The organism is Serratia sp. BNK-33-b, from assembly GCF_048684565.1.
GTDB classification, from domain to species: Bacteria; Pseudomonadota; Gammaproteobacteria; order Enterobacterales; family Enterobacteriaceae; genus Serratia; species Serratia marcescens.
The window spans coordinates 1,274,664-1,293,113 of the sequence record NZ_JBLQTZ010000001.1; the positions used below are offsets into that span (position 1 = coordinate 1,274,664).

The following is an 18,450-nucleotide window of genomic DNA, read 5'->3' on the forward strand; positions in this document are numbered from 1 at the left end:
AAAGGTGATGTATGCAACTGCAAAACAAGTCTCTCATTGAACGTATCGTCCACGCCGTCGGTTTCGAGGCCATCGCCGTGATGGTTTGCGCCCCGCTGGGCGCGTGGCTGCTGAACCGCTCAATGGTGCAGGTCGGTGCGTTGGCGGTGATGCTGTCCACCGTCGCTATGCTGTGGAACATGGTTTACAACACGGTGTTCGACCGCCTGTGGCCGGCCAGCCGGGTGGTGCGTAACCTGAAGGTGCGTGCGCTGCACGCCGTCGGCTTTGAAGCCGGTTTTATCCTGATCGGCGTGCCGATCGCCGCCTGGATGCTGAGTATCTCCTGGGCGCAGGCGTTTATGCTGGAAATCGGTTTCTTCCTGTTCTTCCTGCCGTACACCATGGCCTATAACTGGCTGTACGACACGCTGCGCCAGCGCTGGTTCGAGGCGCGCCAGCCGATCAATTCCGGCGCCAAATAAGGCGTCGTCAGACTGACGATTCTCAGGTAAGGTCAGAGGATCGTCGGAAATGCTGAGGAACGAAGGATGAAAGTGTTGGGTCTGCTGGGCGGCATGAGCTGGGAATCCACCATTCCGTATTACCGCACCATCAACGAGCAGGTAAAGGCGCGCCTCGGCGGGCTGCATTCGGCCAAAATCGTGCTCTACAGCGTCGATTTCCAGGAGATTGAGCGCTTGCAGCACCAGGGCGATTGGGACGGCGCCGGCCGGCTGTTGGCCGAGGCCGCGGTGGCGTTGCGCGCCGCCGGCGCCGAAGCCATCGTGATCTGCACCAACACCATGCACAAGGTGGCGGAGGCGGTCGAGCAGGCCAGCGGCCTGCCGCTGATTCACATCGCCGACGCCACGGCGCTGCAGGTGCGGGAGAAAAACATTCGCCGCGTCGGGCTGCTGGGCACGCGTTTTACCATGGAGCAGACCTTCTACCGCGGCCGCCTGCAGGAATTGCACGGCATCGACGTGGTGACGCCGGTCAGCGCCGATCGTGACATCGTGCACCGCATCATCTATGACGAACTCTGCCTCGGCAAAATTCGCGACGCCTCGCGCGACGAGTATCGCCGGATCATCAGCGATCTGGAACAGCAGGGGGCGCAGGGGATTATTTTCGGCTGCACCGAAATAGGCTTGCTGGTGAGCGAGCGGGATGCGTCGGTGCCGGTGTTCGACACCACCGCGATCCACGCCCGCGCCGCCGCGGCGTTCGCGCTGGCCTAATCGTCGTGCGGCGGTTGCCGGCGGTTTACCAGCATCAGCGGTTTGCCCGCCAGCGCCAGCCAGGCGGGCAGCATCACGATGCACAAGACCGGCAGCAGGTGCAGATCCGGCACTACCGCCACCGCCATAAACAGGCTGAGCCAGCCGTCGCGCGTTACCACCAGCACCAGCCCCATGATGGCGCAGGAGACGGTGATCGCCGCCGGCACCGCCGGAACGTGCTGATGCAGCATCAGGCCCAGCGCCGCGCCGACGAACACCGCCGGGAAGATGCGCCCGCCGCGAAAACCGCAGGCGGCGGCGATCACCAGCGCCGCCAGCTTGGTCAGGGTAATGGTCAACAGCGCCGGCACCGAATAGCTGTCGTCCACCGCCAGGCGTTTCATCTCATCCAGCCCCTTGAACAGGGTAATCTCTCCGCCCAACAGCGCCAGCAGCCCCAGCACAAAGCCGCCCAGTCCTAACATCAACACCGGATTCTTCATTGAATGGAACAGGCGGTGAACGTGCGGGAAACACCACAGCGCCACCATGCCGAGCGCGATGGCGATCAGCGCCACGATGGCGCCGCTGAAGATGTCCGGCAGCCGCGTCACGTCGTAGGCGTCGAGCTGCAGGGCGAAATTGGGCACGAAGAACATCTGGGTGGTGACCGCGCCGGCGGCGGCGGCCACCAGCGGGGCGAACAGCCGATCCCACAGCGGCGTTTCGTTATTGCCGGCCAGGGTTTGCGAAAAGATCAGCGCGGCGGCGACCGGTGTGCCGAACATTGCGCCGATGGTGCCTGCCGCGGCCAGGATGATCCAGTCCATGCGCGGCACTTTCGGCAGCAGGCGCGCGCCGGCCGCCGCCGCCAGTGCGATGTTGATGGCGGTGATCGGGTTCTCCGGCCCCAGACTGACGCCGCCGGCCAGGCCGACGATCAGCGCCAACCCCAACCCCGGCAGGGCGGAGAGCGGCAGCGGCATGCCGATCAGCGATTCCGTCGCCGGATCCGGCCCGGCGTGACCCGGCATATAACGCACGATCAGGCCGACCGCCACGCCGGTCAGCGTCAGCATCGCAACCGGCCACCAGGGCGACTGGGCGTCCAGGCTCAGCGCATCGGGCAGCGTCACCCACAGTAATTGCTGCAATGCGGCGGCAATTTTCATCACCAACAGCAGCACCAGACTGGAAGCGGAACCGATAATCAGCGCAGGCAAAGCAAAGGCCAACATGGCATTGGCGCGCGGATGCAGCATGAATAATCCCTTGTCGATGCCTCCCTGCGGGGCAGGGAGAGCGGGTGGTTGGGCAGTGGCCACAGCTTGCCAGACTATCGGCGCGCAGGCACGCATTGATATTGCCCGGCGGCGATGGCGGTTAACAGTCGCCGGGGGGCATTTTTTGCCGCAATTTGTTTCAAATCGCGGCATAGCGGGCAAGCTGAAACGTTTTTTGTGATCCGGATCGCTATTGAGGTGCAGATCCGAGGCGGGTGATTGTTGTTTTCGCAGCAGGATTTTACAGTGTGGGCAGCGTGTTATTTTTCATTTTGCGGAGACGAAATCAATGACCTATGCCCTCGTGGGTGATGTTGGCGGCACCAATGCCCGCCTGGCGTTGTGCACTGTTGCGACGGGTGAGATTACCCAGGCGAAAACCTATTCCGGCCTGGAGTTCGACAGCCTGGAGGCGGTGATCCGCCACTATCTGAAAGCGTGCGATATCGAGGTGCAGGATGCCTGCATCGCGATCGCCTGCCCGGTGACGGAAGACTGGGTCGCGATGACCAACCACAGCTGGGCGTTCTCGATCAAAGAAATGAAGGCCAATCTGGGGTTGAATCATCTGGAAGTGATCAACGATTTCACCGCCGTCTCGATGGCGATCCCGATGCTCTCGCCGGACGACGTGCTGCAGTTTGGCGGCGGCGATGCGCAGCCGGGCAAACCGATCGCGGTGTACGGCGCCGGCACCGGGCTGGGTGTTGCCCACCTGGTGCAGGTCGATCGCCGCTGGGTCAGCCTGCCGGGCGAGGGCGGCCATGTCGATTTCGCGCCGAACAGCGAAGAAGAAGACATTATTCTGGAGGTGCTGCGCGGTGAAGTGGGGCACGTTTCCGCCGAGCGCGTGCTGTCCGGGCCGGGCCTGGTCAACCTGTATCGCGCCATCGTCAAGGCGGACAACCGCCTGCCGGAGAAACTGGCGCCGAAGGACATTACCGAGCGGGCGCTGGCCGACAGCTGCATCGACTGCCGCCGTGCGCTGTCGCTGTTTTGCGTGATCATGGGGCGCTTCGGCGGCAACCTGGCGCTGAATCTGGGCACCTTTGGCGGCGTGTACATCGCCGGCGGCATCGTGCCGCGCTTTATGGAATTCTTCAAGGCCTCGGGCTTCCGCGCCGCCTTCGAAGACAAAGGGCGTTTCCGTGACTATGTGCGAGACATTCCGGTGTTCATGATAACCCATGGTCAACCGGGCCTGTTGGGGGCCGGCGCGCATCTGCGCCAGACGCTGGGCATGCGGCTGTAAGCCGCGCGGCAGGGCAATAAAAAAGGGGCGCAACCCGCAGGTTGCGCCCCTTGTCGTTTTCGCGGGGTATCAGGCTTTGGCCAGCTCCGCCGCCTGTGCGGTTTCTTCGCTTTCCATTTCCACCGCCTTCGGCGCTTTGATGAACAGCGTAATCAGCAAAGAAGCGGCGGACAGGACGCCAATCACCATGAAGGTGGCGTGGAAGCCGCCGAAGTATTTGGCGACGAACGAACCGGCCAGCGCGCCCAGGCCGAAGCCCTGGTAGATGATGCCGTAGTTTTTGCTGTGGTTTTTCAGGCCGAAGAAGTCGCCGACAATCGCCGGGAACACGGTGATGTTGCCGCCGAAGCAGAAGGCCACCGCGCCGACGCAGATGAAGAACAGCGTGTGGTTCAGGGTCATGAAGCTCAGGGCGACAATCGCCAGCACGGTAACCAGCATGGTGAAGCTGATGACGCGCATACGGCCCACTTTATCGGACAGCGTCCCCAGGATGATGCGGCCGGCGGTGTTGAAGATGGCGACGGCGGACACGGTGTTGGCGGCGGTGGCCAAGTCCATCCCGGCCAGTTGAACGCCCATGTCTTTCACGATGCCAATCAGATACAGACCGCTCATGCAGGCGGCAAAGAAGATGGTGAACAGCAGGTAGGCTTCTTTGGTGGCCAGCATCTGGCGCACGCTGAAGTCGTTGCCCAGACCATTGGCGCCTTGCTGTGCGGCGTTGGTCGCCAGCACCGGCTCTTTCAGCAACAGGGAACCGACGACGATCAGGCCCATCACGATGGCACCCCAGTAGAAGAAGGCGCCGGAAACGCCGACGTCAGCGATCAGGGCGGCGTTGACGTATTTGAACAGCAGGCTGCCGCTGCCGAAGGCGCCGACGGAGATGCCGGAAATCAGGCCTTTGTTGGCGGGGAACCACTTAATCAGGTTGGACAGGGTGGAGATGTAGGCGATACCGACCGCAAAGCCCACCACCACGCCAGCCAGCAGGTAAATCATGTCGAGCGAGCTGACGTGGGCGCTGGCGATGAGACCCAGGCCGACCAGAATGCCGGAACACAGCGTCAGATTGCGGATGCCGAAGCGTTCTTGCAGCTTGCCGGCGAACAGCGTGGCGAAGGCCAGGAAGAAGCTGGTGATGGAGAAGGTGGTGGCGACGTCCGCCAGCCCCCAGTGGAACTTGTCGACCAGCGGCTGGTTGAACAGGCTCCAGGTGTAGATGGTGCCCAGACCCATCTGACAGATGATGGTGCCGAGAACGATTAAGCTGCGATTTGCCGGTTTGGTGTTCATGGCCGGTCTCCTTCCTGTGTGTGCGTTGCCGGGCGTGAGCCGTTGGCTGAAATTTGCGGGGTGAATCTGTGTTCCCGCGGTATGGGCTTATTATATGGCCGGCGCCCCCGGCGGGCGGCGGATAGGGAATGAGTTGCACGATGGAAGGAATGAAATGCATTTTATACGGCGTGAGTTGCCGTTTTTGCGCCGAAAAGCGCGTGAAATGCCGGGGGTGACACGTGATCTACATCAAAGATATCAACGATTTATTGTTAATCACCGGTGAACGATTGTGGTGAAATTGTGAAGGATGCGTCTGCAAGGCGTAAATCGGCATTGCGCCTATAGAGCGGCGGCGAGCGCGGGACTATGTTATCTGCGATCGGACGAGGTCCGCTCTGCAGGAGTCCATGAAATGAAAAAAACGCTGTTGTTACTGGCCGCGCTGCTGGCGCTGCCGCTGGCGAGCCAGGCCGACGTGTCCATCGGCGTGAACGTGCCGGGCCTGTCGTTGCATATCGGCGATCGCGATCATCGCGGCCACTACTGGGACGGCTATCGCTGGCGCGATCCGCGTTGGTGGGCCGATCATCACCGGTATGAACGCCCGCGCGGGTACTATTACGGCCCGCCGCCACGGGTGATTTACTACGGGCCGCCGCGGCGCGACTGGCGAGATCGGCCGCATTACCGCATGCCGCCACCGCCGCCGCCCGGCTATTACTACCGTCCGGGCCCGCGCTGGTAAGCGCTTACAGGCGCATCAGCTTGCGAAACTCTTTCACCTTGCTGCGGCTGACCGGCACTTCAAACTCAAGATCGCTCAGCCGCAGAATGTAGGTATTGTTGAACCAGGGCACGATCTCGCGGATCTTGGCCAGGTTAACGCAGTAAGAGCGGTGGCAGCGGAAGAAATGTTCTTCCGGCAGCCGGCCGTAAAACTCGGTGAGGTTCATCGGCATCACGAACTCTTCCCGGCGAGTGTAGACCCGCGTCACCTTTTCATCGGCGGCGGCGTAATAGATGTCGTTGATGTCGGTAACGATGATCCGCTCGTCTTTGATCAGGTTGATGCTGTGGCTGCCGCGGCTCGGCGCGCTGGTCGGTTCCGCCGCGCCGGCGGGGCGATGATGCAGCGCCTCCAGCTTTTGCAGCATGGTGACGATGCGCGCCTCGTGATAGGGCTTGAGGATATAGTCGAACGCTTCGATCTCGAACGCTTCCACCGCGTGCTCTTTATAGGCGGTGATGAACACGATAGACGGGCGATGCGCGAATTTGCTGATGTTTTGCGCCAGCAACACGCCGTCCAGCGACGGGATGTTGATGTCGAGGAAAATGGCGTCGACCTGGTGGGTCTGCAGGTATTTGAGGACGTCGAGGCCATCCTCGAAGGTGGCGACGATATCGATATTGCTGTGTTTCTTGATCAGGTAGCTGAGTTCTTCCTGCGCGAGGAATTCGTCTTCCACGATGATGGCTTTCATGAGGCCTCCCCGATCGGCGGCGCGCTCGATTCCTGATGCAGCTTGCCGCCGTTTTTGCTGATGTAGAACGCGATTTCGGTGCCCGGCTCCAGGCGGCGGATATGCAGCCCTTCACCGTACAGCAGCGACACGCGGTGGTGTACGTTGAGCAGGCCGATATTGTGGCCCGGCATCTCGTTGCGCGCCACCCGATCGATGGTTTCCTGATTGATGCCGTGGCCGGTATCCTTCACCGATATTTTCACCCGGTCGCCCTGATCTTTCACCGCGATCACGACTACCCCTTTGCCCTTGCAGGGCTGGATGCCGTGCACGATGGCGTTCTCCACCAGCGGCTGGATCAGCAGGCTCGGAATGCGCACCGAGACGTCGTCGTCGATGTCGTAAATCACCGTCAGCTTGGCGCCGAAGCGCGCCTGTTCGATGGCGATGTAATCCTGGATCTGATGCAGTTCCTTGCGGATATCGATCAGTTCGTCGTTCAGCTCCAGGTTGTAGCGCAGGTAGCGCGACAGATTGATGATCAGCTGGCGAGCGGTGTCCGGATTCAGGCGGATGGAGGAAGAGATGGCGTTCAGCGCGTTGAACAGGAAGTGCGGGTTAATCTTGCTCTGCAGCGCGCGCATTTCAGCTTTATCCGCCATCTGGCGCAGGTGCTCGATGCGCGAAACCTCCATCTGCGTGGAGATGATCTGCGACAGCCCGACCGCCATCACCTTCAGCGTGTTGGTGATCTGGTGCGCGTGGCAGTAGTAAATTTTCAACGCACCGGTCACTTCTCCTTTTTCCCACAGCGGCACCACCAGCTGCGAATGGATCTGCGGCGCGGCCGGGTTTTCCAGGTTGTTTTTGATGATGATTTTGCCGTGGCGAATGCTTTCGCGGGTGACGCGGCTCAGCCCTTCGCGGCCGATCGGGTAGGCTTCGCGCCCTACGCCGACGTAAGCCAGCACCTGATGGGTATCAGTGATCGCCACCGCGTCGGCGCGGATATCCTGGCGGATGATATCGCAGATGGTGGCCAGCGATTCGCTGTTGATGTTGCGGAAATAGGGCAGCGTCTTGTGGGCGATATCCAGCGCCAGCTTGGCCTGGCGTGCGGCGATCACCTCTTTTTCATCTTCGACGCTCTGCACCAGCAGCACGATCAGGCCGATGCACACCGTGCCGAGGATCATCGGCAGCGCGATCTGCGACACGATATCCAGCCCAAGCTCGGTCGGCTTGGCCCACAGCACGATCAGCAGCATGGTGAGGGATTCGCACAGCATGCCGCCGACGATGCCGGCGCGCCAGCGCTGCTCTTTTCTCACCTTGAGGTTGATGTAGCCGGCGCTGATGCCGGCGATGATGCTGGTGATGAGGCAGGGCACCGAGGTGATGCCGCCGATGTCGATCAGATAGCGGTGCACCCCGGCGATGATGCCGGTGACGATCCCCACCCAGGGGCCGAACAGGATGCCGCCGGCCATGATGGCGATGACGCGCACGTTGACCAGCGAGCCCTCAACGTTGATGCCGGAGTAGGTGCTGAACAGCGCGAACAGCGAGAAGATCGCCGTGACGATGCCGAGCTCGAGCGGCGTATGGTCTTCTTTTTGCAGCAGTTGGCGGAACAGCCGGGTGCGGGTCAGGAAAAACAGACAGATCAACATCAGCGCGGCGCGATCAAACACCGCCAACAGCATTTCAAAAAAAGGGTGCACGACGGGTTCTCGCTGCGGCCTACGGATGACGGCAGTATACCACAGCGAGAGAGGCCCGTGGCTGGGGCGGCGGTCAGCGCATGCCGAGCTGCGCTTTGCCCATCGGCGTCAGCAGCTCGACGGTGGCGCGGCCCTCGAAATCCACTTCGAAATCGTCGGGGGCGAAGTCCGGCGGCGTTCTGCCGTCGATAAAGCTCGGCAGTTGGCGCTGCAGATAGGCGTCGTTTTTCTCGCAGCCCGGCGCGGCGGCGATGTACATCACGTTGCTGTCGAACTCGCCGTTATGTTCGTTCTCCACCGCGTGGATCACGTCGCAATGCCAAAATACCGTGTCGCCCGGCTCCAGATCGGGAATAGGGGAAATCCCGCTTAATAAAAGGGGATGCCATTTTTCCGAGATCGACAGCGCGCGGCCCGGCGCCGCATCGCACAGATCGTCGTCGGCGACGTCGTCCTGCAGCGCGCGCAGCAACACATAGGCCATGGCGTTGGCGATCGGCACCAGGTTCAGCGTGCCGGCGTTGGTGCGTTGCGGCGTCAGCGCCGTCCAGCCCTGGAAGGTGCGGAACATCGAGCAGACCGCCGGGGAGGCTATTTCGCGCACCTCGGTGCGGCCGTCGGCGGCAAAGGGATCGTACTGCCGCCAGTCGCCGGAGAAGACGTGGCGATACACATAGCGGAAATTCTCGTCCAGCCAGCGCTCGATGGTGCCGCTGTCGACGTGCGGTGACAGGCCCAGTGATGAGGAGTTCGGCGGGCGGCGGCGGGTGCGATCGGCGTAGGTGGCGACGCGGGTCGGATCGAAATGCTGCTTGCCGTTGCTTTCGGTGGCCCACAGGCTGTTGAGGAACACCTGTACCGCATGCATGCGCGCATCCTGCCGCGCTTCGACCTGCGGTTTTGACCAATAGATGCCGTAAATTTGCGGCTTGCTGGCGGCCAGCTTGCCGAAATAGTTGTCTTCGGCGGCGTTCTTCAACCGCTCGACGAAGTTGTTGCGCTCGAGATAGTCGCCGATTTCCCGGTTCCAGCCTTCGGCCTTGGCGCGGGGAAACACACCGCGAATGGCGCAGGCGCCGCGCTGTTTGATCAGCGCTATCTGTTGATCGCTGACGCGCTGCTGCAGGATATCTTCCGCGTCGATCTGCGGCACCGGATTATGGCCGGCGGCCAGTTCGCGGCGGATCTGGTCGACCTGGCCGCGGATGTTCTCCTCCAGCGCCAGAAAAACGTCGCGGTAGTTCGGCAATGCCTGGCGCAGCTGGCGCTTGACGTTAACGATCGTCTGCGGAATATCGTCGATGACTAAAGAGGCCATGGTGTTCTCCTGATGCCGCGTGGGTAACGGCGGCGGACAGTTGTAGGGAATCGGGCAAGACGTTATGGTTTTGTGGTTTTAACGTAAATGATTATCGGCAACCAATCGGGGAAAATAAAGAGATATCTTTCATTCGTAAGTTACTCTTTTTCGTTTTTCGGAGATTTTATGAAGCTGGTCACTGAACGTCTGCACTTACAGTCGATAACCGCCGAGGATTGGCCGCTGTTTCTGCGCCTGTACCAAGATCCCGAGGTGATCCGTTACATCTCCGATCCGCGCAGCGAAGCGGAGATCCGTGCACGGTTCGAGGAACGCCTGCCGGTCTGGGACAAACACGGCGAGCAGTGGCTGTGCCTGGTGATGCGTGAGAAGCACAGCGGAGAGGCGGTGGGTATTACCGGCTTTCGTCCGCACTGGGCGCCGTATCGGCAGGCGGAAGTGGGATACGGGAGTTTGCCTTCCGGGCAGGGCAAGGGCTATGGCAAGGAGTCACTGCGGGCGGTGCTGGATTTTGCGGTGAACGCCTGCGGTTTTCACAAGCTGACCGCCACCGTGACCGCCGGCAACCTCGCCTCGCGCGGCCTGCTGGAGTCGTGCGGTTTCCAACTGGAGGGCACGCTGCGCGACAACTACCGTCTGGCGGATCAGTGGTGCGACGACTGGCTGTTCGGGCTGCTGGCGGCGGAGTTTCAGGGCGCTAAATAAAAATATCGCGCCGGGTATCGACAAGCTCGTCGGCGCTGCGCTATGTTCGATATTCGGTCAGTTCGCTGGCCAGCGTCGCTCGGACGGTCCGGGCGCTAACGTCTATCGAGGAATCCCCTATGGCTGATAACAGTCCACAGCGCCGTTTCACGCGCATTGAACGCCTTCCCCCTTACGTATTCAACATCACCGCCGAACTGAAGATGGCCGCACGCCGTCGCGGCGAGGATATTATCGACTTCAGCATGGGTAACCCCGACGGCCCGACGCCGCCGCACATCGTGGAAAAACTGTGCGCCGTCGCCCAGCGCGACGACACCCACGGTTATTCCACCTCGCGCGGCATTCCGCGCCTGCGCCGCGCCATTTCGCGCTGGTATGCCGATCGTTATCAGGTGGATATCGATCCGGAAAGCGAAGCCATCGTCACTATCGGTTCGAAAGAGGGGCTGGCGCACCTGATGCTGGCGACCCTCGATCACGGCGATACCGTGCTGGTGCCGAACCCCAGCTACCCGATCCACATTTACGGCGCGGTGATCGCCGGCGCTCAGGTGCGCTCGGTGCCGCTGGTGGACGGCGTGGATTTCTTCGGCGAGCTGGAGCGTGCCATTCGGGAAACCATTCCGCGCCCGAAAATGATGATCCTCGGCTTCCCGTCCAACCCGACCGCGCAGTGCGTGGAGCTGGATTTCTTCGAGCGGGTGGTGGCGCTGGCCAAACAGTACAACGTGCTGGTGATCCACGATCTGGCCTATGCCGATATCGTCTATGACGGCTGGAAAGCGCCGTCGATCATGCAGGTGCCGGGGGCGAAAGACATTGCGGTGGAGTTCTTCACCCTGTCGAAAAGCTACAACATGGCCGGCTGGCGCATCGGTTTCATGGTCGGCAACCCTGAGCTGGTCAGTGCGCTGGCGCGCATCAAGAGTTATCACGACTACGGCACCTTTACGCCGCTGCAGGTGGCGGCCATCGCCGCGCTGGAAGGCGATCAGCAGTGCGTGCGCGATATCGCCGAGCAGTATCGGCAGCGCCGCAACGTGTTGGTGAAGGGGCTGCACGAGGCCGGCTGGATGGTGGAAAATCCGAAGGCGTCGATGTACGTGTGGGCGAAAATTCCCGAGCCTTATGCCCACCTCGGTTCGCTGGAGTTTGCCAAACGCCTGCTGGCGGAAGCCAAGGTCTGCGTCTCGCCGGGCATTGGCTTTGGCGACTACGGCGACACCCACGTGCGCTTCGCGCTGATCGAGAATCAGGATCGTATCCGCCAGGCGGTGCGCGGCATCAAGGCGATGTTCCGCGCGGACGGGCTGCTGAAGCCGGGCAAAGCCGGCAGCGCCAAATAATCCTGTCAGGCCGGGCGTTCGCCCGGCCTTATTTTTTTCCGTCCCAAGGTTTTCTTCATTATTTCCCCATTATGCTCAACTACGCTGAATTTTATTTTTTGGACAGAGTGAATGAGCAACCGCTACGCGCGATCGCAAATCGTTTTACATTGGCTGACGTTGCTGATGGTGATCCTCACCTATGCGGCGATGTTGCTAAAAGATTCGGTGCCGGAGGCGTGGGCGCCGATGGTCAAAAATCTGCATTTCAACTTTGGGGTATCGGTCTTTGTCCTGATGCTGATTCGGTTGGCGGTGCGTTCTTTCCACGCTGCGCCGCCGACCACGCCCCCGCTGGAAGAATGGCAGGAGGTAGGCGCGAAGATTTTCCATTGGCTGCTGTACGTGGTCTTCCTGATGTTGCCGTTGCTGGGCATGTTAACCCTGGCCTACGGCGGGAAATCGTGGTCTTTGCTGGGCTGGCCGGTGCCGCACTGGGTGACGCCGGAGCCGGTGATGCGCAAGCTGGTTAAAACGGTGCATGAGACGCTGGCAAACGTTGGCTACTTTATCATTGGCGCGCATGCGCTGGCGGCGCTGTATCACCACTACCTGCGCAAGGACGACACCCTGCGCCGCATGATGCCGGGCAAATGATCGCTAGCCGAAACGACAAAGGGACGCTTGCGCGTCCCTTTGTCTGTGTTCCTGGTGTGGCTGCTGTCAGGCAACCATCAACATGAAGGTGCCAACCCAGGCAACCAGCATGAATGACACGCCCATCAAAAAATATTTCACTGAACAACTCCTGTCTGGAGTCCTCGCCAGCAATGATCCCGATTGTTGTGCTGAGTGTTTTATGGACAACCGGCTTGTCGGGCGGATTCTTCCAAGCGAAAGAACAACGTCCTCGAGCGCCGGGTGTCCGGTTGTCGCGCCTCATGCTCCGTGAGGTAAAATCCGAACCGCGACAGGATCGGCGCTAATGTACTCTCAATACTGGTCTGATTTCAATACTGTGTTTTTGATCACAATTTTAGGCTGTTTTTTAAACAGTGCGGGCTGTTTTATAACGCTTTTTATAAGCAAGCGACAGAAAGTAGCCCGCCGTGTGGCGGGCTTTAAAATCGGGTATTGCAATACGGTGGCAGGCGCTCAGGCGACGGCGTTGATGCCGGTCGCCAAAATGACCCAAAAAACGAGACAAGACAGCAGAATAACGGCCCAAATATGACGGCGACTCCACTCCATTTTTAGCCTTCGTTGTTGCGACAAGTGATTAGGTAGCCATCATATCGGCGCAAAACGGGGGAAATTTAGCCCCCTTGGATAATATTTCGCTTACCTGCCGCTAACTTATTGGCAAACTTCACTTATCGTCACGCGCACTTCGTAGCCCAGCAGATACAACGCCTGCTCCAGCGCTTCCACTTTTGAGGCGTAGCCGATATCCAGCAACCGCTCCATTTGCCCGCCGTTGAAACCCAGCTTGCGCGCCAGCGCCGCTTTACCGGTGTTTTTGCGCAGCATCGCGTTGTGCAGTTCGATCTTCAGCGCCACCAGCGCCGGCAGATGTACCCTCAAGTCATCGGTTTGCGAAGGAGAAGGGGCGGGCAGGGGCAGCCCTTCATCCATCGCGGCGGCGATGGCGGCCAGCAGGCTTTCCTGCGCTTCCAGCTCGATGTCTTCGCGTTTATAGCAGGCAGATTGCCACTCGGGGAAGTCGTGGAAACCGATCTGCCAGGCGTCGCTGTCGCTATCGAAGGTGTAATGGGCGGGGTAGTGGCTGTACATGGCAATCCCTGATTGAAACCAGAATGAGGCGCTATTGTGACGGCGCGGCCGGCGGATAGCCATAGCCTTGAGCAGAATGGCGCTCAATCGGCATGTTCACGCGGCTTGCGACGCCGCACATCGGGCGGCAACAGCAGGGCGCAGATCATGACGGCCAGACTGAACAGCGGCAGCCAGCGCGCCACCGGGCCGGGAGAGTAATTGTTCAGCACCGAACACACATAGCACGCCACGGCCAGCGCCCAACCGGGCAGGCCGATATCGTTGAGCCGAAACGCGGTTTTGGCCATAAACCACGCCACCAGGCCAAAACAGAACAGCGCCCACACCATGATGCACAGCAGATACAGCAGCACCGAGACGAATTCCTCGGTGTCGCCGTGCGCATGGGCGCGAAAATGGTTTTTATCCAGGTAGGTCGACAGAAACGACAACAGCACGATGCCAACGGCGAAGATCGCCAGCGAGAAAACAAAGGGTTTGCGCGAGATGCGCCCGCGGTAAAGGTCTTTGGCGAGTTGTCCGAGAGATTCCATCACAGTCCGTTGTCGTAATCATTGACCGCCCGGCGGCGGCCGGATGGCAAGCAGCCGGGCATTTTAACGGGGCAAACGGGGGCGTCAAGGTGATAACTTTTCTCATTTAGTCGCGGTTGAGATTCCACGCGGTCGCACCGGGCGTCCTTTCACCGTGCAAAACGTCACAATTTGGCACGTTTGGCTACCTGGCGCGGTAATTGGCGGCATAATCCTGTTTGTTCGCGTTGAACAATGCATTAACATAACTCCCACTTATCTCTTGCATGGCTATATGGATATCCGATGCGTCACCTGGTTGCGCTTTTACCGCTGATTACCTTGCTTGCTGCCTGTAGCAGCACGCCGAAACCCAGTACCACCGCTACGCCGCAGAGCACCCCGGTAAAGGGCGGCTTTTTGCTGAGCCCGGCGCACAGCGGCGCGCCGCTGGGAGGGGATTTCGCCAATAACCCGAATACCGCGCGCTTCATCGATAAGATGGTGCAGGAACACGGGTTTGACCGGCAGCAGCTGCACGACGTGCTGGCGCAGGCTCGGCGATTGGACTCGGTGCTGCGGCTGATGGACAGGCAGGCGCCGACGCCGTCTACCCAGGGCCCAACCGGGCCGAACGGTTCCTGGCTGCGCTACCGCAACAAGTTCATCACTCCGGATAACGTGCAAAACGGCGTAGTGTTCTGGAATCAATATCAGGATGCGCTGCAGCGCGCCTGGCAGGTATACGGCGTGCCGCCGGAGATCATCGTGGGGATTATCGGCGTGGAGACCCGCTGGGGCCGCGTAATGGGTAAAACCCGCATTATCGACGCGCTGGCGACGCTGGCCTTCAACTACCCGCGCCGCGCCGATTACTTCGCCGGTGAGCTGGAAACCTTCCTGCTGATGTCGCGCACTGAAGGCGACGATCCGCTCGAACTGCGCGGCTCCTTTGCCGGCGCGATGGGCTATGGGCAGTTCATGCCTTCTTCCTTCAAAAGCTACGCGGTCGACTTCAACGGCGATGGGCATATCAACCTGTGGGATCCGGTCGATGCCATCGGCAGCGTGGCCAATTACTTCAAGGCGCACGGCTGGTCCAAAGGCGAGCCGGTCGCCATTCAGGCCAACGGCCAGGCGCCGGGGCTGGAAAACGGCTTCAAGACGCGCTACTCGGTCGCCGCGCTGGCGGAAGCCGGCCTAAGCCCGCAGGGCTCGCTCGGCGATAATCAGGAAGCCAGCCTGCTGCGGCTGGACATCGGCACCGGCTACCAGTATTGGTACGGCCTGCCGAACTTCTACGTCATCACCCGCTATAACCACAGCACCCATTACGCCATGGCGGTATGGCAACTGGGCGAAGCGGTCGGGCGCTCGGCGCGCGGCGGCTTCTGACGCTGCGTCAATAAACGAAAAAGGCCGCTTGCGCGGCCTTTTTTGCGTTCTGAGCAATCAGAAATCGTAGCGCAGGCGCACCACGGTCATATCGCCGAGGTTGTCGGTGCTCGATGTCAGCACATGCTCCACGTCAACGCGGAAACCGTAGTCAAACTGCACGGTAACCCCGAGGCCGTTGTCGATGCGCTGGTAGTTGCGGCCGGTGATGTATTCCAGGCGGTCGCCCATGAAGTACGGCATCACCGATTTCACCGCGTACTGGCCAACCGGCACGGTATAACCGGCCAGGTATTCGATACCCCATGCGTCGCCGGCGAAGTAATTATTGATGTCGGCTTTCTTGGTGGTCAGGAAGTCGTTGTAGTAACCGCCGCCGAAGGTGAGGGTCCAGTTGTCCGGTTTCCAACTGATGGCGGTACCGAAAATGTTCTGGTCATAGCTCTTGCTGCCGCTGGTGGACGGATTGCGCATTTCGGCGCGGGTGTAGTTCCAGGCGGTGCCCCAGGTCAGATCCGGCGTAATGTGGTAATCCACGCCCAGTGAGCCGCCGCCTTTGCGCTTGTAGCGCAGGCCGTTGCCCGGCAGATAGTCGCTGTCGCTGAATAGGTACGAAGCGTAAACGTCCGCATCGCCGAAGCGGTTCTTGTACTTCAGCATTTTGCGTGAGCGATAAGAGCCGTCGTAGTCGCCGTTGATGCCGTTGCCCGGTGCCTGGGCCAGCATGTCGTAGTCCCAGATATCGGTTTTGGCGCCAACCACATCGTAGTAAACGCTGTTCTGCTGACCGAAGGTCATCTGGCCCCAGGTGTTGCTTTTCAGGCCGGTGTACAGCATGCGGCGGCTGGTGTTTCTCGCGCCGTCGGCATAGTGGTGATCCCAGTCGAACAGCGCCGGAATGTTCACGCCCAGCTCGTAGTAGCTGATCCAGCTGATATCGTCGAACAGGTAGTAGTCCGCCGCGAAACGGAAGCGGGTGCCGCCGTCGAAGCCGTTACGCTTGTAGGAGCCCTTGTCACCGTCGCCCGTCATGTTGTTGAACTGCGGACGGATACTGCCGCCAACGGTGAAGTTCAGGCGGCTGAGCGGATCGCCAGCCTGCGGATCCTGCTTCAGCAGGGTGATTTCCGCCTGAGCGGCGAACGACGCGCTGCCGATCGCCAGACCCAGCGCCACCGCTTGAGTCAATACGCGCAATTTCATTGCCATGTGTTATCCCTGTTTTATGTATGACCGCCCCCATCAGCGCCGCCATGCCGATGTTTTGCGCAGAACGCTGCGTTTTCACGCATTTTGACGGTTTTTTTGGTGTTTTAGCGGCGGGCGGCATTTGTAACATAAACGGTGACATAAATAATTACTTTTCTTGCTAATTGTTGGCCGGTTTTTGACCATTTCGTGCGGTGAAAAGGGCCGTTTTTCATGCCTTTCGATTCGGATGAATTCATCTAACGCCAAGGTTTATATTTTTCATTTGTCAGTCATCGGCGTCAGCCTGTAATTTTATCCGTGCAAGAGATAATTAATTTCAGCCTGTCACCGCCGTATTAACGTTAGCCTTTTTCTGCGTAATCGGTCGGCAGGAATAAGCGATTGGGAGGTCGCCATGAGAAATCTGTTCATGTTGTTGGTGGGGGTGTTTTCATTACCGGCGATGGCGGCGGAATCGCACGTTTGTCATTCTCAAGCTTATGATTATGCAGAGGTTAGTAAGGTCAGGTTGTCTGACGACACCCAGTTTTCCTGCCGCGGCATAGGGCGCCTGACGATCCCGGAACTGGCGCGAAAAGGATGGAAGGTGATTCATTTGGCGCAGCAAACCGAATATACCGACTCCGTCGACAGCGATGGTGAGGTTATTAAAATTTATCAGGAAATCGTGGTGTATAAAGAATAACGCGACGGCAGCCTGTGATTATTTCAACGGCGGCGAGAATCCTATTATGAATGCAAGAATCGGTATTGACGGCAGGGCTGCGGCCGCCATGGTGGTGCTTTGCGCCATCTGGGGAATGCAGCAGGTGGCGATCAAGGCTGCCGAGGCGGATGTGTCGGCGGTACTGCAAATTGCCATTCGCTCGGGTCTCGCCGCGTTGGGGGTATACCTGCTGGCGCGTTGCCGCGGCGAGTGTTTCACCTGGGATCGCGCCACGCTGAGCGCCGGTTTGAGCGTAGGGGCATTGTTCGCGCTGGAGTTCTTTTTTGTCTCCGAAGGGTTGCGCTATACCAGCGCCTCGCATATGGCGGTGTTTTTGTACACCGCGCCGCTGTTTTCCGCCCTTGGCCTGCATTTCCTGATCCGTCAGGAGCGCCTGTCGCCGGTGCAGTGGCTGGGCATGCTCATCGCCTTTGGCGGCGTGGTGCTGGCCATATCGGGCATGGCCGAGGGAAGCGGCGGGGCCGATCGGCTGAAAGGCGATTTCTATGGCCTGCTGGCGGGGATCGCCTGGGGCGGTTCTACCCTGGTGATCCGTACCACGCGCCTGGCGGAGTGCCCGGCCAAACAGACGCTGCTGTTCCAGTTGACGGGCGCCTGCGTACTGCTGTCGCTGCTGGCGCTGGCGACGGACAATTTGCACGTCGTCCTGAGCCCCGTGGCCTGGAGCAGCCTGTTGTTCCAAACGGTGATCGTGTCGTTTTTCAGCTACCTGATCTGGTTTTCACTGTTGCGCCGTTATCAGGCTTCCTCGCTGGGCATTCTCACCTTTATGACGCCGGTATTCGGCATCCTGGCGGGGGCCGTCATTCTCGGCGAACCATTGCAAATTGAATTTGTATTGGGTGCCGTGCTGATCGTACTGGGGTTAATCGTAGTGAGTTGTTCATATCTTATTTATGTTGACCGAAGGGTGGCACCAAAAATATAAATTATGGATGTTGATGTACAGAACTACCAAATAAGCTGCGAAAGCCAATTCATTATTCAGCTGCAAATATCTCGCTATGCTTGGGGCGTGCCGTTGATTACGCTCAGCGATAACGGTGATTTTACCGTAATAAGAAGCCGGGGTTGGGCGAGGTTGGCTAATGGGATGCAATTGGAGGTTTATTATTTTGCCAATAATACCCTGCTGGCCTGGGATAAAAACCGCAAATATATCTCTTATTCAAAGGCTGGCCGGCTCTACGCCTGCGCGCTGCATTTTTCTTATTCTCCCAAAATAGAGCGCTAACCCTC

Annotated in this window: 20 protein-coding genes; 11 read left to right on the forward strand and 9 right to left on the reverse strand. The window is 59.7% G+C overall.

What is annotated here, in order from left to right:
• Nucleotides 1-11: 11 nt before the first annotated feature.
• Together ACMGGK_RS05990 and ACMGGK_RS05995 are read left to right on the forward strand one after the other, a co-directional pair.
• On the forward strand, nucleotides 12-464 hold the full coding sequence (locus ACMGGK_RS05990) for a multidrug/biocide efflux PACE transporter (RefSeq protein ID WP_049300106.1): 453 nt from the start codon (nucleotides 12-14) through the stop codon (nucleotides 462-464).
• 66 nt (nucleotides 465-530) lie between these two features.
• Complete coding sequence (locus ACMGGK_RS05995) at nucleotides 531-1,223, forward strand: aspartate/glutamate racemase family protein (RefSeq protein ID WP_016926810.1); 693 nt, start codon at nucleotides 531-533, stop codon at nucleotides 1,221-1,223.
• Here the strand turns inward: ACMGGK_RS05995 and ACMGGK_RS06000 are convergent.
• On the reverse strand, nucleotides 1,220-2,467 hold the full coding sequence (locus tag ACMGGK_RS06000; protein WP_049190183.1) for an ion channel protein: 1,248 nt from the start codon (nucleotides 2,465-2,467) through the stop codon (nucleotides 1,220-1,222). The genes ACMGGK_RS05995 and ACMGGK_RS06000 overlap by 4 nt on opposite strands.
• A gap of 310 nt (nucleotides 2,468-2,777) precedes the next feature.
• Between ACMGGK_RS06000 and glk the strand changes: the two genes are divergently transcribed.
• Nucleotides 2,778-3,740, forward strand: a complete 963-nt coding sequence (gene glk, locus ACMGGK_RS06005; RefSeq protein WP_164053311.1) for a glucokinase — start codon at nucleotides 2,778-2,780, stop codon at nucleotides 3,738-3,740.
• Between the two features lie 69 nt (nucleotides 3,741-3,809).
• Here the strand turns inward: glk and ACMGGK_RS06010 are convergent, their stop codons facing one another.
• Nucleotides 3,810-5,039 (reverse strand): OFA family MFS transporter, encoded by a 1,230-nt coding sequence (locus ACMGGK_RS06010; protein ID WP_164053309.1) that lies wholly within the window; start codon nucleotides 5,037-5,039, stop codon nucleotides 3,810-3,812.
• A 397-nt stretch (nucleotides 5,040-5,436) separates the two neighbouring features.
• Here ACMGGK_RS06010 and ACMGGK_RS06015 point away from each other — a divergent pair, with 397 nt between their 5' ends.
• Complete coding sequence (locus ACMGGK_RS06015) at nucleotides 5,437-5,769, forward strand: DUF2502 domain-containing protein (protein WP_016926814.1); 333 nt, start codon at nucleotides 5,437-5,439, stop codon at nucleotides 5,767-5,769.
• Nucleotides 5,770-5,773: 4 nt separating this feature from the next.
• On the opposite strand, the gene ACMGGK_RS06020 is transcribed toward ACMGGK_RS06015, so the two are convergent.
• From ACMGGK_RS06020 to ACMGGK_RS06030, 3 genes are all read right to left on the reverse strand, one after another.
• Nucleotides 5,774-6,508, reverse strand: a complete 735-nt coding sequence (locus ACMGGK_RS06020; protein ID WP_004936341.1) for a LytR/AlgR family response regulator transcription factor — start codon at nucleotides 6,506-6,508, stop codon at nucleotides 5,774-5,776.
• Entirely contained in the window at nucleotides 6,505-8,196 is a 1,692-nt protein-coding gene (locus ACMGGK_RS06025) for a sensor histidine kinase (protein ID WP_016926815.1), read from the reverse strand. The genes ACMGGK_RS06020 and ACMGGK_RS06025 overlap by 4 nt, the downstream gene beginning before the upstream one ends.
• A 91-nt stretch (nucleotides 8,197-8,287) precedes the next feature.
• Nucleotides 8,288-9,532, reverse strand: coding sequence for a DUF1479 domain-containing protein (locus tag ACMGGK_RS06030; RefSeq protein WP_346403334.1), 1,245 nt, complete (start codon nucleotides 9,530-9,532; stop codon nucleotides 8,288-8,290).
• Between the two features lie 168 nt (nucleotides 9,533-9,700).
• Here ACMGGK_RS06030 and ACMGGK_RS06035 point away from each other — a divergent pair, with 168 nt between their 5' ends.
• From ACMGGK_RS06035 to ACMGGK_RS06045, 3 genes are all read left to right on the forward strand, one after another.
• Nucleotides 9,701-10,240 (forward strand): GNAT family N-acetyltransferase, encoded by a 540-nt coding sequence (locus ACMGGK_RS06035; RefSeq protein WP_016926817.1) that lies wholly within the window; start codon nucleotides 9,701-9,703, stop codon nucleotides 10,238-10,240.
• Between the two features lie 119 nt (nucleotides 10,241-10,359).
• Nucleotides 10,360-11,589 carry an alanine transaminase gene (alaC, locus tag ACMGGK_RS06040; RefSeq protein WP_016926818.1) on the forward strand — a complete coding sequence of 410 codons (1,230 nt, stop codon included), beginning with the start codon at nucleotides 10,360-10,362 and terminating at the stop codon, nucleotides 11,587-11,589.
• Nucleotides 11,590-11,700: 111 nt separating this feature from the next.
• Entirely contained in the window at nucleotides 11,701-12,225 is a 525-nt protein-coding gene (locus ACMGGK_RS06045) for a cytochrome b (protein WP_016926819.1), read from the forward strand.
• A 66-nt stretch (nucleotides 12,226-12,291) separates the two neighbouring features.
• On the opposite strand, the gene ypdK is transcribed toward ACMGGK_RS06045, so the two are convergent.
• The 3 genes from ypdK to ACMGGK_RS06060 all read right to left on the reverse strand — a co-directional run bounded on the left by ypdK (nucleotide 12,292) and on the right by ACMGGK_RS06060 (nucleotide 13,898).
• On the reverse strand, nucleotides 12,292-12,366 hold the full coding sequence (ypdK, locus tag ACMGGK_RS06050) for a membrane protein YpdK (RefSeq protein WP_099782600.1): 75 nt from the start codon (nucleotides 12,364-12,366) through the stop codon (nucleotides 12,292-12,294).
• A 558-nt stretch (nucleotides 12,367-12,924) separates the two neighbouring features.
• Nucleotides 12,925-13,362, reverse strand: a complete 438-nt coding sequence (locus tag ACMGGK_RS06055) for a hypothetical protein (RefSeq protein ID WP_004936322.1) — start codon at nucleotides 13,360-13,362, stop codon at nucleotides 12,925-12,927.
• An 83-nt stretch (nucleotides 13,363-13,445) separates the two neighbouring features.
• A complete protein-coding gene (locus ACMGGK_RS06060) occupies nucleotides 13,446-13,898 on the reverse strand; it encodes a DUF805 domain-containing protein (protein WP_164053304.1) in 453 nt (150 codons plus the stop codon).
• 285 nt (nucleotides 13,899-14,183) lie between these two features.
• On the opposite strand from ACMGGK_RS06060, the gene mltB reads away from it, so the two are divergent.
• Entirely contained in the window at nucleotides 14,184-15,272 is a 1,089-nt protein-coding gene (gene mltB / locus ACMGGK_RS06065; protein ID WP_015378637.1) for a lytic murein transglycosylase B, read from the forward strand.
• Between the two features lie 57 nt (nucleotides 15,273-15,329).
• Here the strand turns inward: mltB and ACMGGK_RS06070 are convergent, their stop codons facing one another.
• A complete protein-coding gene (locus tag ACMGGK_RS06070) occupies nucleotides 15,330-16,481 on the reverse strand; it encodes a porin (RefSeq protein WP_015378636.1) in 1,152 nt (383 codons plus the stop codon).
• 397 nt (nucleotides 16,482-16,878) lie between these two features.
• On the opposite strand from ACMGGK_RS06070, the gene ACMGGK_RS06075 reads away from it, so the two are divergent.
• From ACMGGK_RS06075 to ACMGGK_RS06085, 3 genes are read left to right on the forward strand one after another with little or no spacing between them, the layout of a single operon-like run.
• Complete coding sequence (locus ACMGGK_RS06075) at nucleotides 16,879-17,169, forward strand: hypothetical protein (RefSeq protein WP_028127760.1); 291 nt, start codon at nucleotides 16,879-16,881, stop codon at nucleotides 17,167-17,169.
• 46 nt (nucleotides 17,170-17,215) lie between these two features.
• Entirely contained in the window at nucleotides 17,216-18,139 is a 924-nt protein-coding gene (locus tag ACMGGK_RS06080; RefSeq protein ID WP_033639733.1) for a DMT family transporter, read from the forward strand.
• Between the two features lie 3 nt (nucleotides 18,140-18,142).
• Nucleotides 18,143-18,445 (forward strand): hypothetical protein, encoded by a 303-nt coding sequence (locus ACMGGK_RS06085; protein WP_033639734.1) that lies wholly within the window; start codon nucleotides 18,143-18,145, stop codon nucleotides 18,443-18,445.
• Nucleotides 18,446-18,450: the final 5 nt, after the last annotated feature.

Bases quoted from the DNA above. Each gene is read 5' to 3' on its own strand.
- ACMGGK_RS05990 (WP_049300106.1), top strand. From the start codon at position 12: ATGCAACTGCAAAACAAGTCTCTCATTGAACGTATCGTCCACGCCGTC.
- ACMGGK_RS05995 (WP_016926810.1), top strand. From the start codon at position 531: ATGAAAGTGTTGGGTCTGCTGGGCGGCATGAGCTGGGAATCCACCATT.
- ACMGGK_RS06000 (WP_049190183.1), bottom strand. From the start codon at position 2,467: ATGCTGCATCCGCGCGCCAATGCCATGTTGGCCTTTGCTTTGCCTGCG.
- glk (WP_164053311.1), top strand. From the start codon at position 2,778: ATGACCTATGCCCTCGTGGGTGATGTTGGCGGCACCAATGCCCGCCTG.
- ACMGGK_RS06010 (WP_164053309.1), bottom strand. From the start codon at position 5,039: ATGAACACCAAACCGGCAAATCGCAGCTTAATCGTTCTCGGCACCATC.
- ACMGGK_RS06015 (WP_016926814.1), top strand. From the start codon at position 5,437: ATGAAAAAAACGCTGTTGTTACTGGCCGCGCTGCTGGCGCTGCCGCTG.
- ACMGGK_RS06020 (WP_004936341.1), bottom strand. From the start codon at position 6,508: ATGAAAGCCATCATCGTGGAAGACGAATTCCTCGCGCAGGAAGAACTC.
- ACMGGK_RS06025 (WP_016926815.1), bottom strand. From the start codon at position 8,196: ATGCTGTTGGCGGTGTTTGATCGCGCCGCGCTGATGTTGATCTGTCTG.
- ACMGGK_RS06030 (WP_346403334.1), bottom strand. From the start codon at position 9,532: ATGGCCTCTTTAGTCATCGACGATATTCCGCAGACGATCGTTAACGTC.
- ACMGGK_RS06035 (WP_016926817.1), top strand. From the start codon at position 9,701: ATGAAGCTGGTCACTGAACGTCTGCACTTACAGTCGATAACCGCCGAG.
- alaC (WP_016926818.1), top strand. From the start codon at position 10,360: ATGGCTGATAACAGTCCACAGCGCCGTTTCACGCGCATTGAACGCCTT.
- ACMGGK_RS06045 (WP_016926819.1), top strand. From the start codon at position 11,701: ATGAGCAACCGCTACGCGCGATCGCAAATCGTTTTACATTGGCTGACG.
- ACMGGK_RS06055 (WP_004936322.1), bottom strand. From the start codon at position 13,362: ATGTACAGCCACTACCCCGCCCATTACACCTTCGATAGCGACAGCGAC.
- ACMGGK_RS06060 (WP_164053304.1), bottom strand. From the start codon at position 13,898: ATGGAATCTCTCGGACAACTCGCCAAAGACCTTTACCGCGGGCGCATC.
- mltB (WP_015378637.1), top strand. From the start codon at position 14,184: ATGCGTCACCTGGTTGCGCTTTTACCGCTGATTACCTTGCTTGCTGCC.
- ACMGGK_RS06070 (WP_015378636.1), bottom strand. From the start codon at position 16,481: ATGGCAATGAAATTGCGCGTATTGACTCAAGCGGTGGCGCTGGGTCTG.
- ACMGGK_RS06075 (WP_028127760.1), top strand. From the start codon at position 16,879: ATGAGAAATCTGTTCATGTTGTTGGTGGGGGTGTTTTCATTACCGGCG.
- ACMGGK_RS06080 (WP_033639733.1), top strand. From the start codon at position 17,216: ATGAATGCAAGAATCGGTATTGACGGCAGGGCTGCGGCCGCCATGGTG.
- ACMGGK_RS06085 (WP_033639734.1), top strand. From the start codon at position 18,143: ATGGATGTTGATGTACAGAACTACCAAATAAGCTGCGAAAGCCAATTC.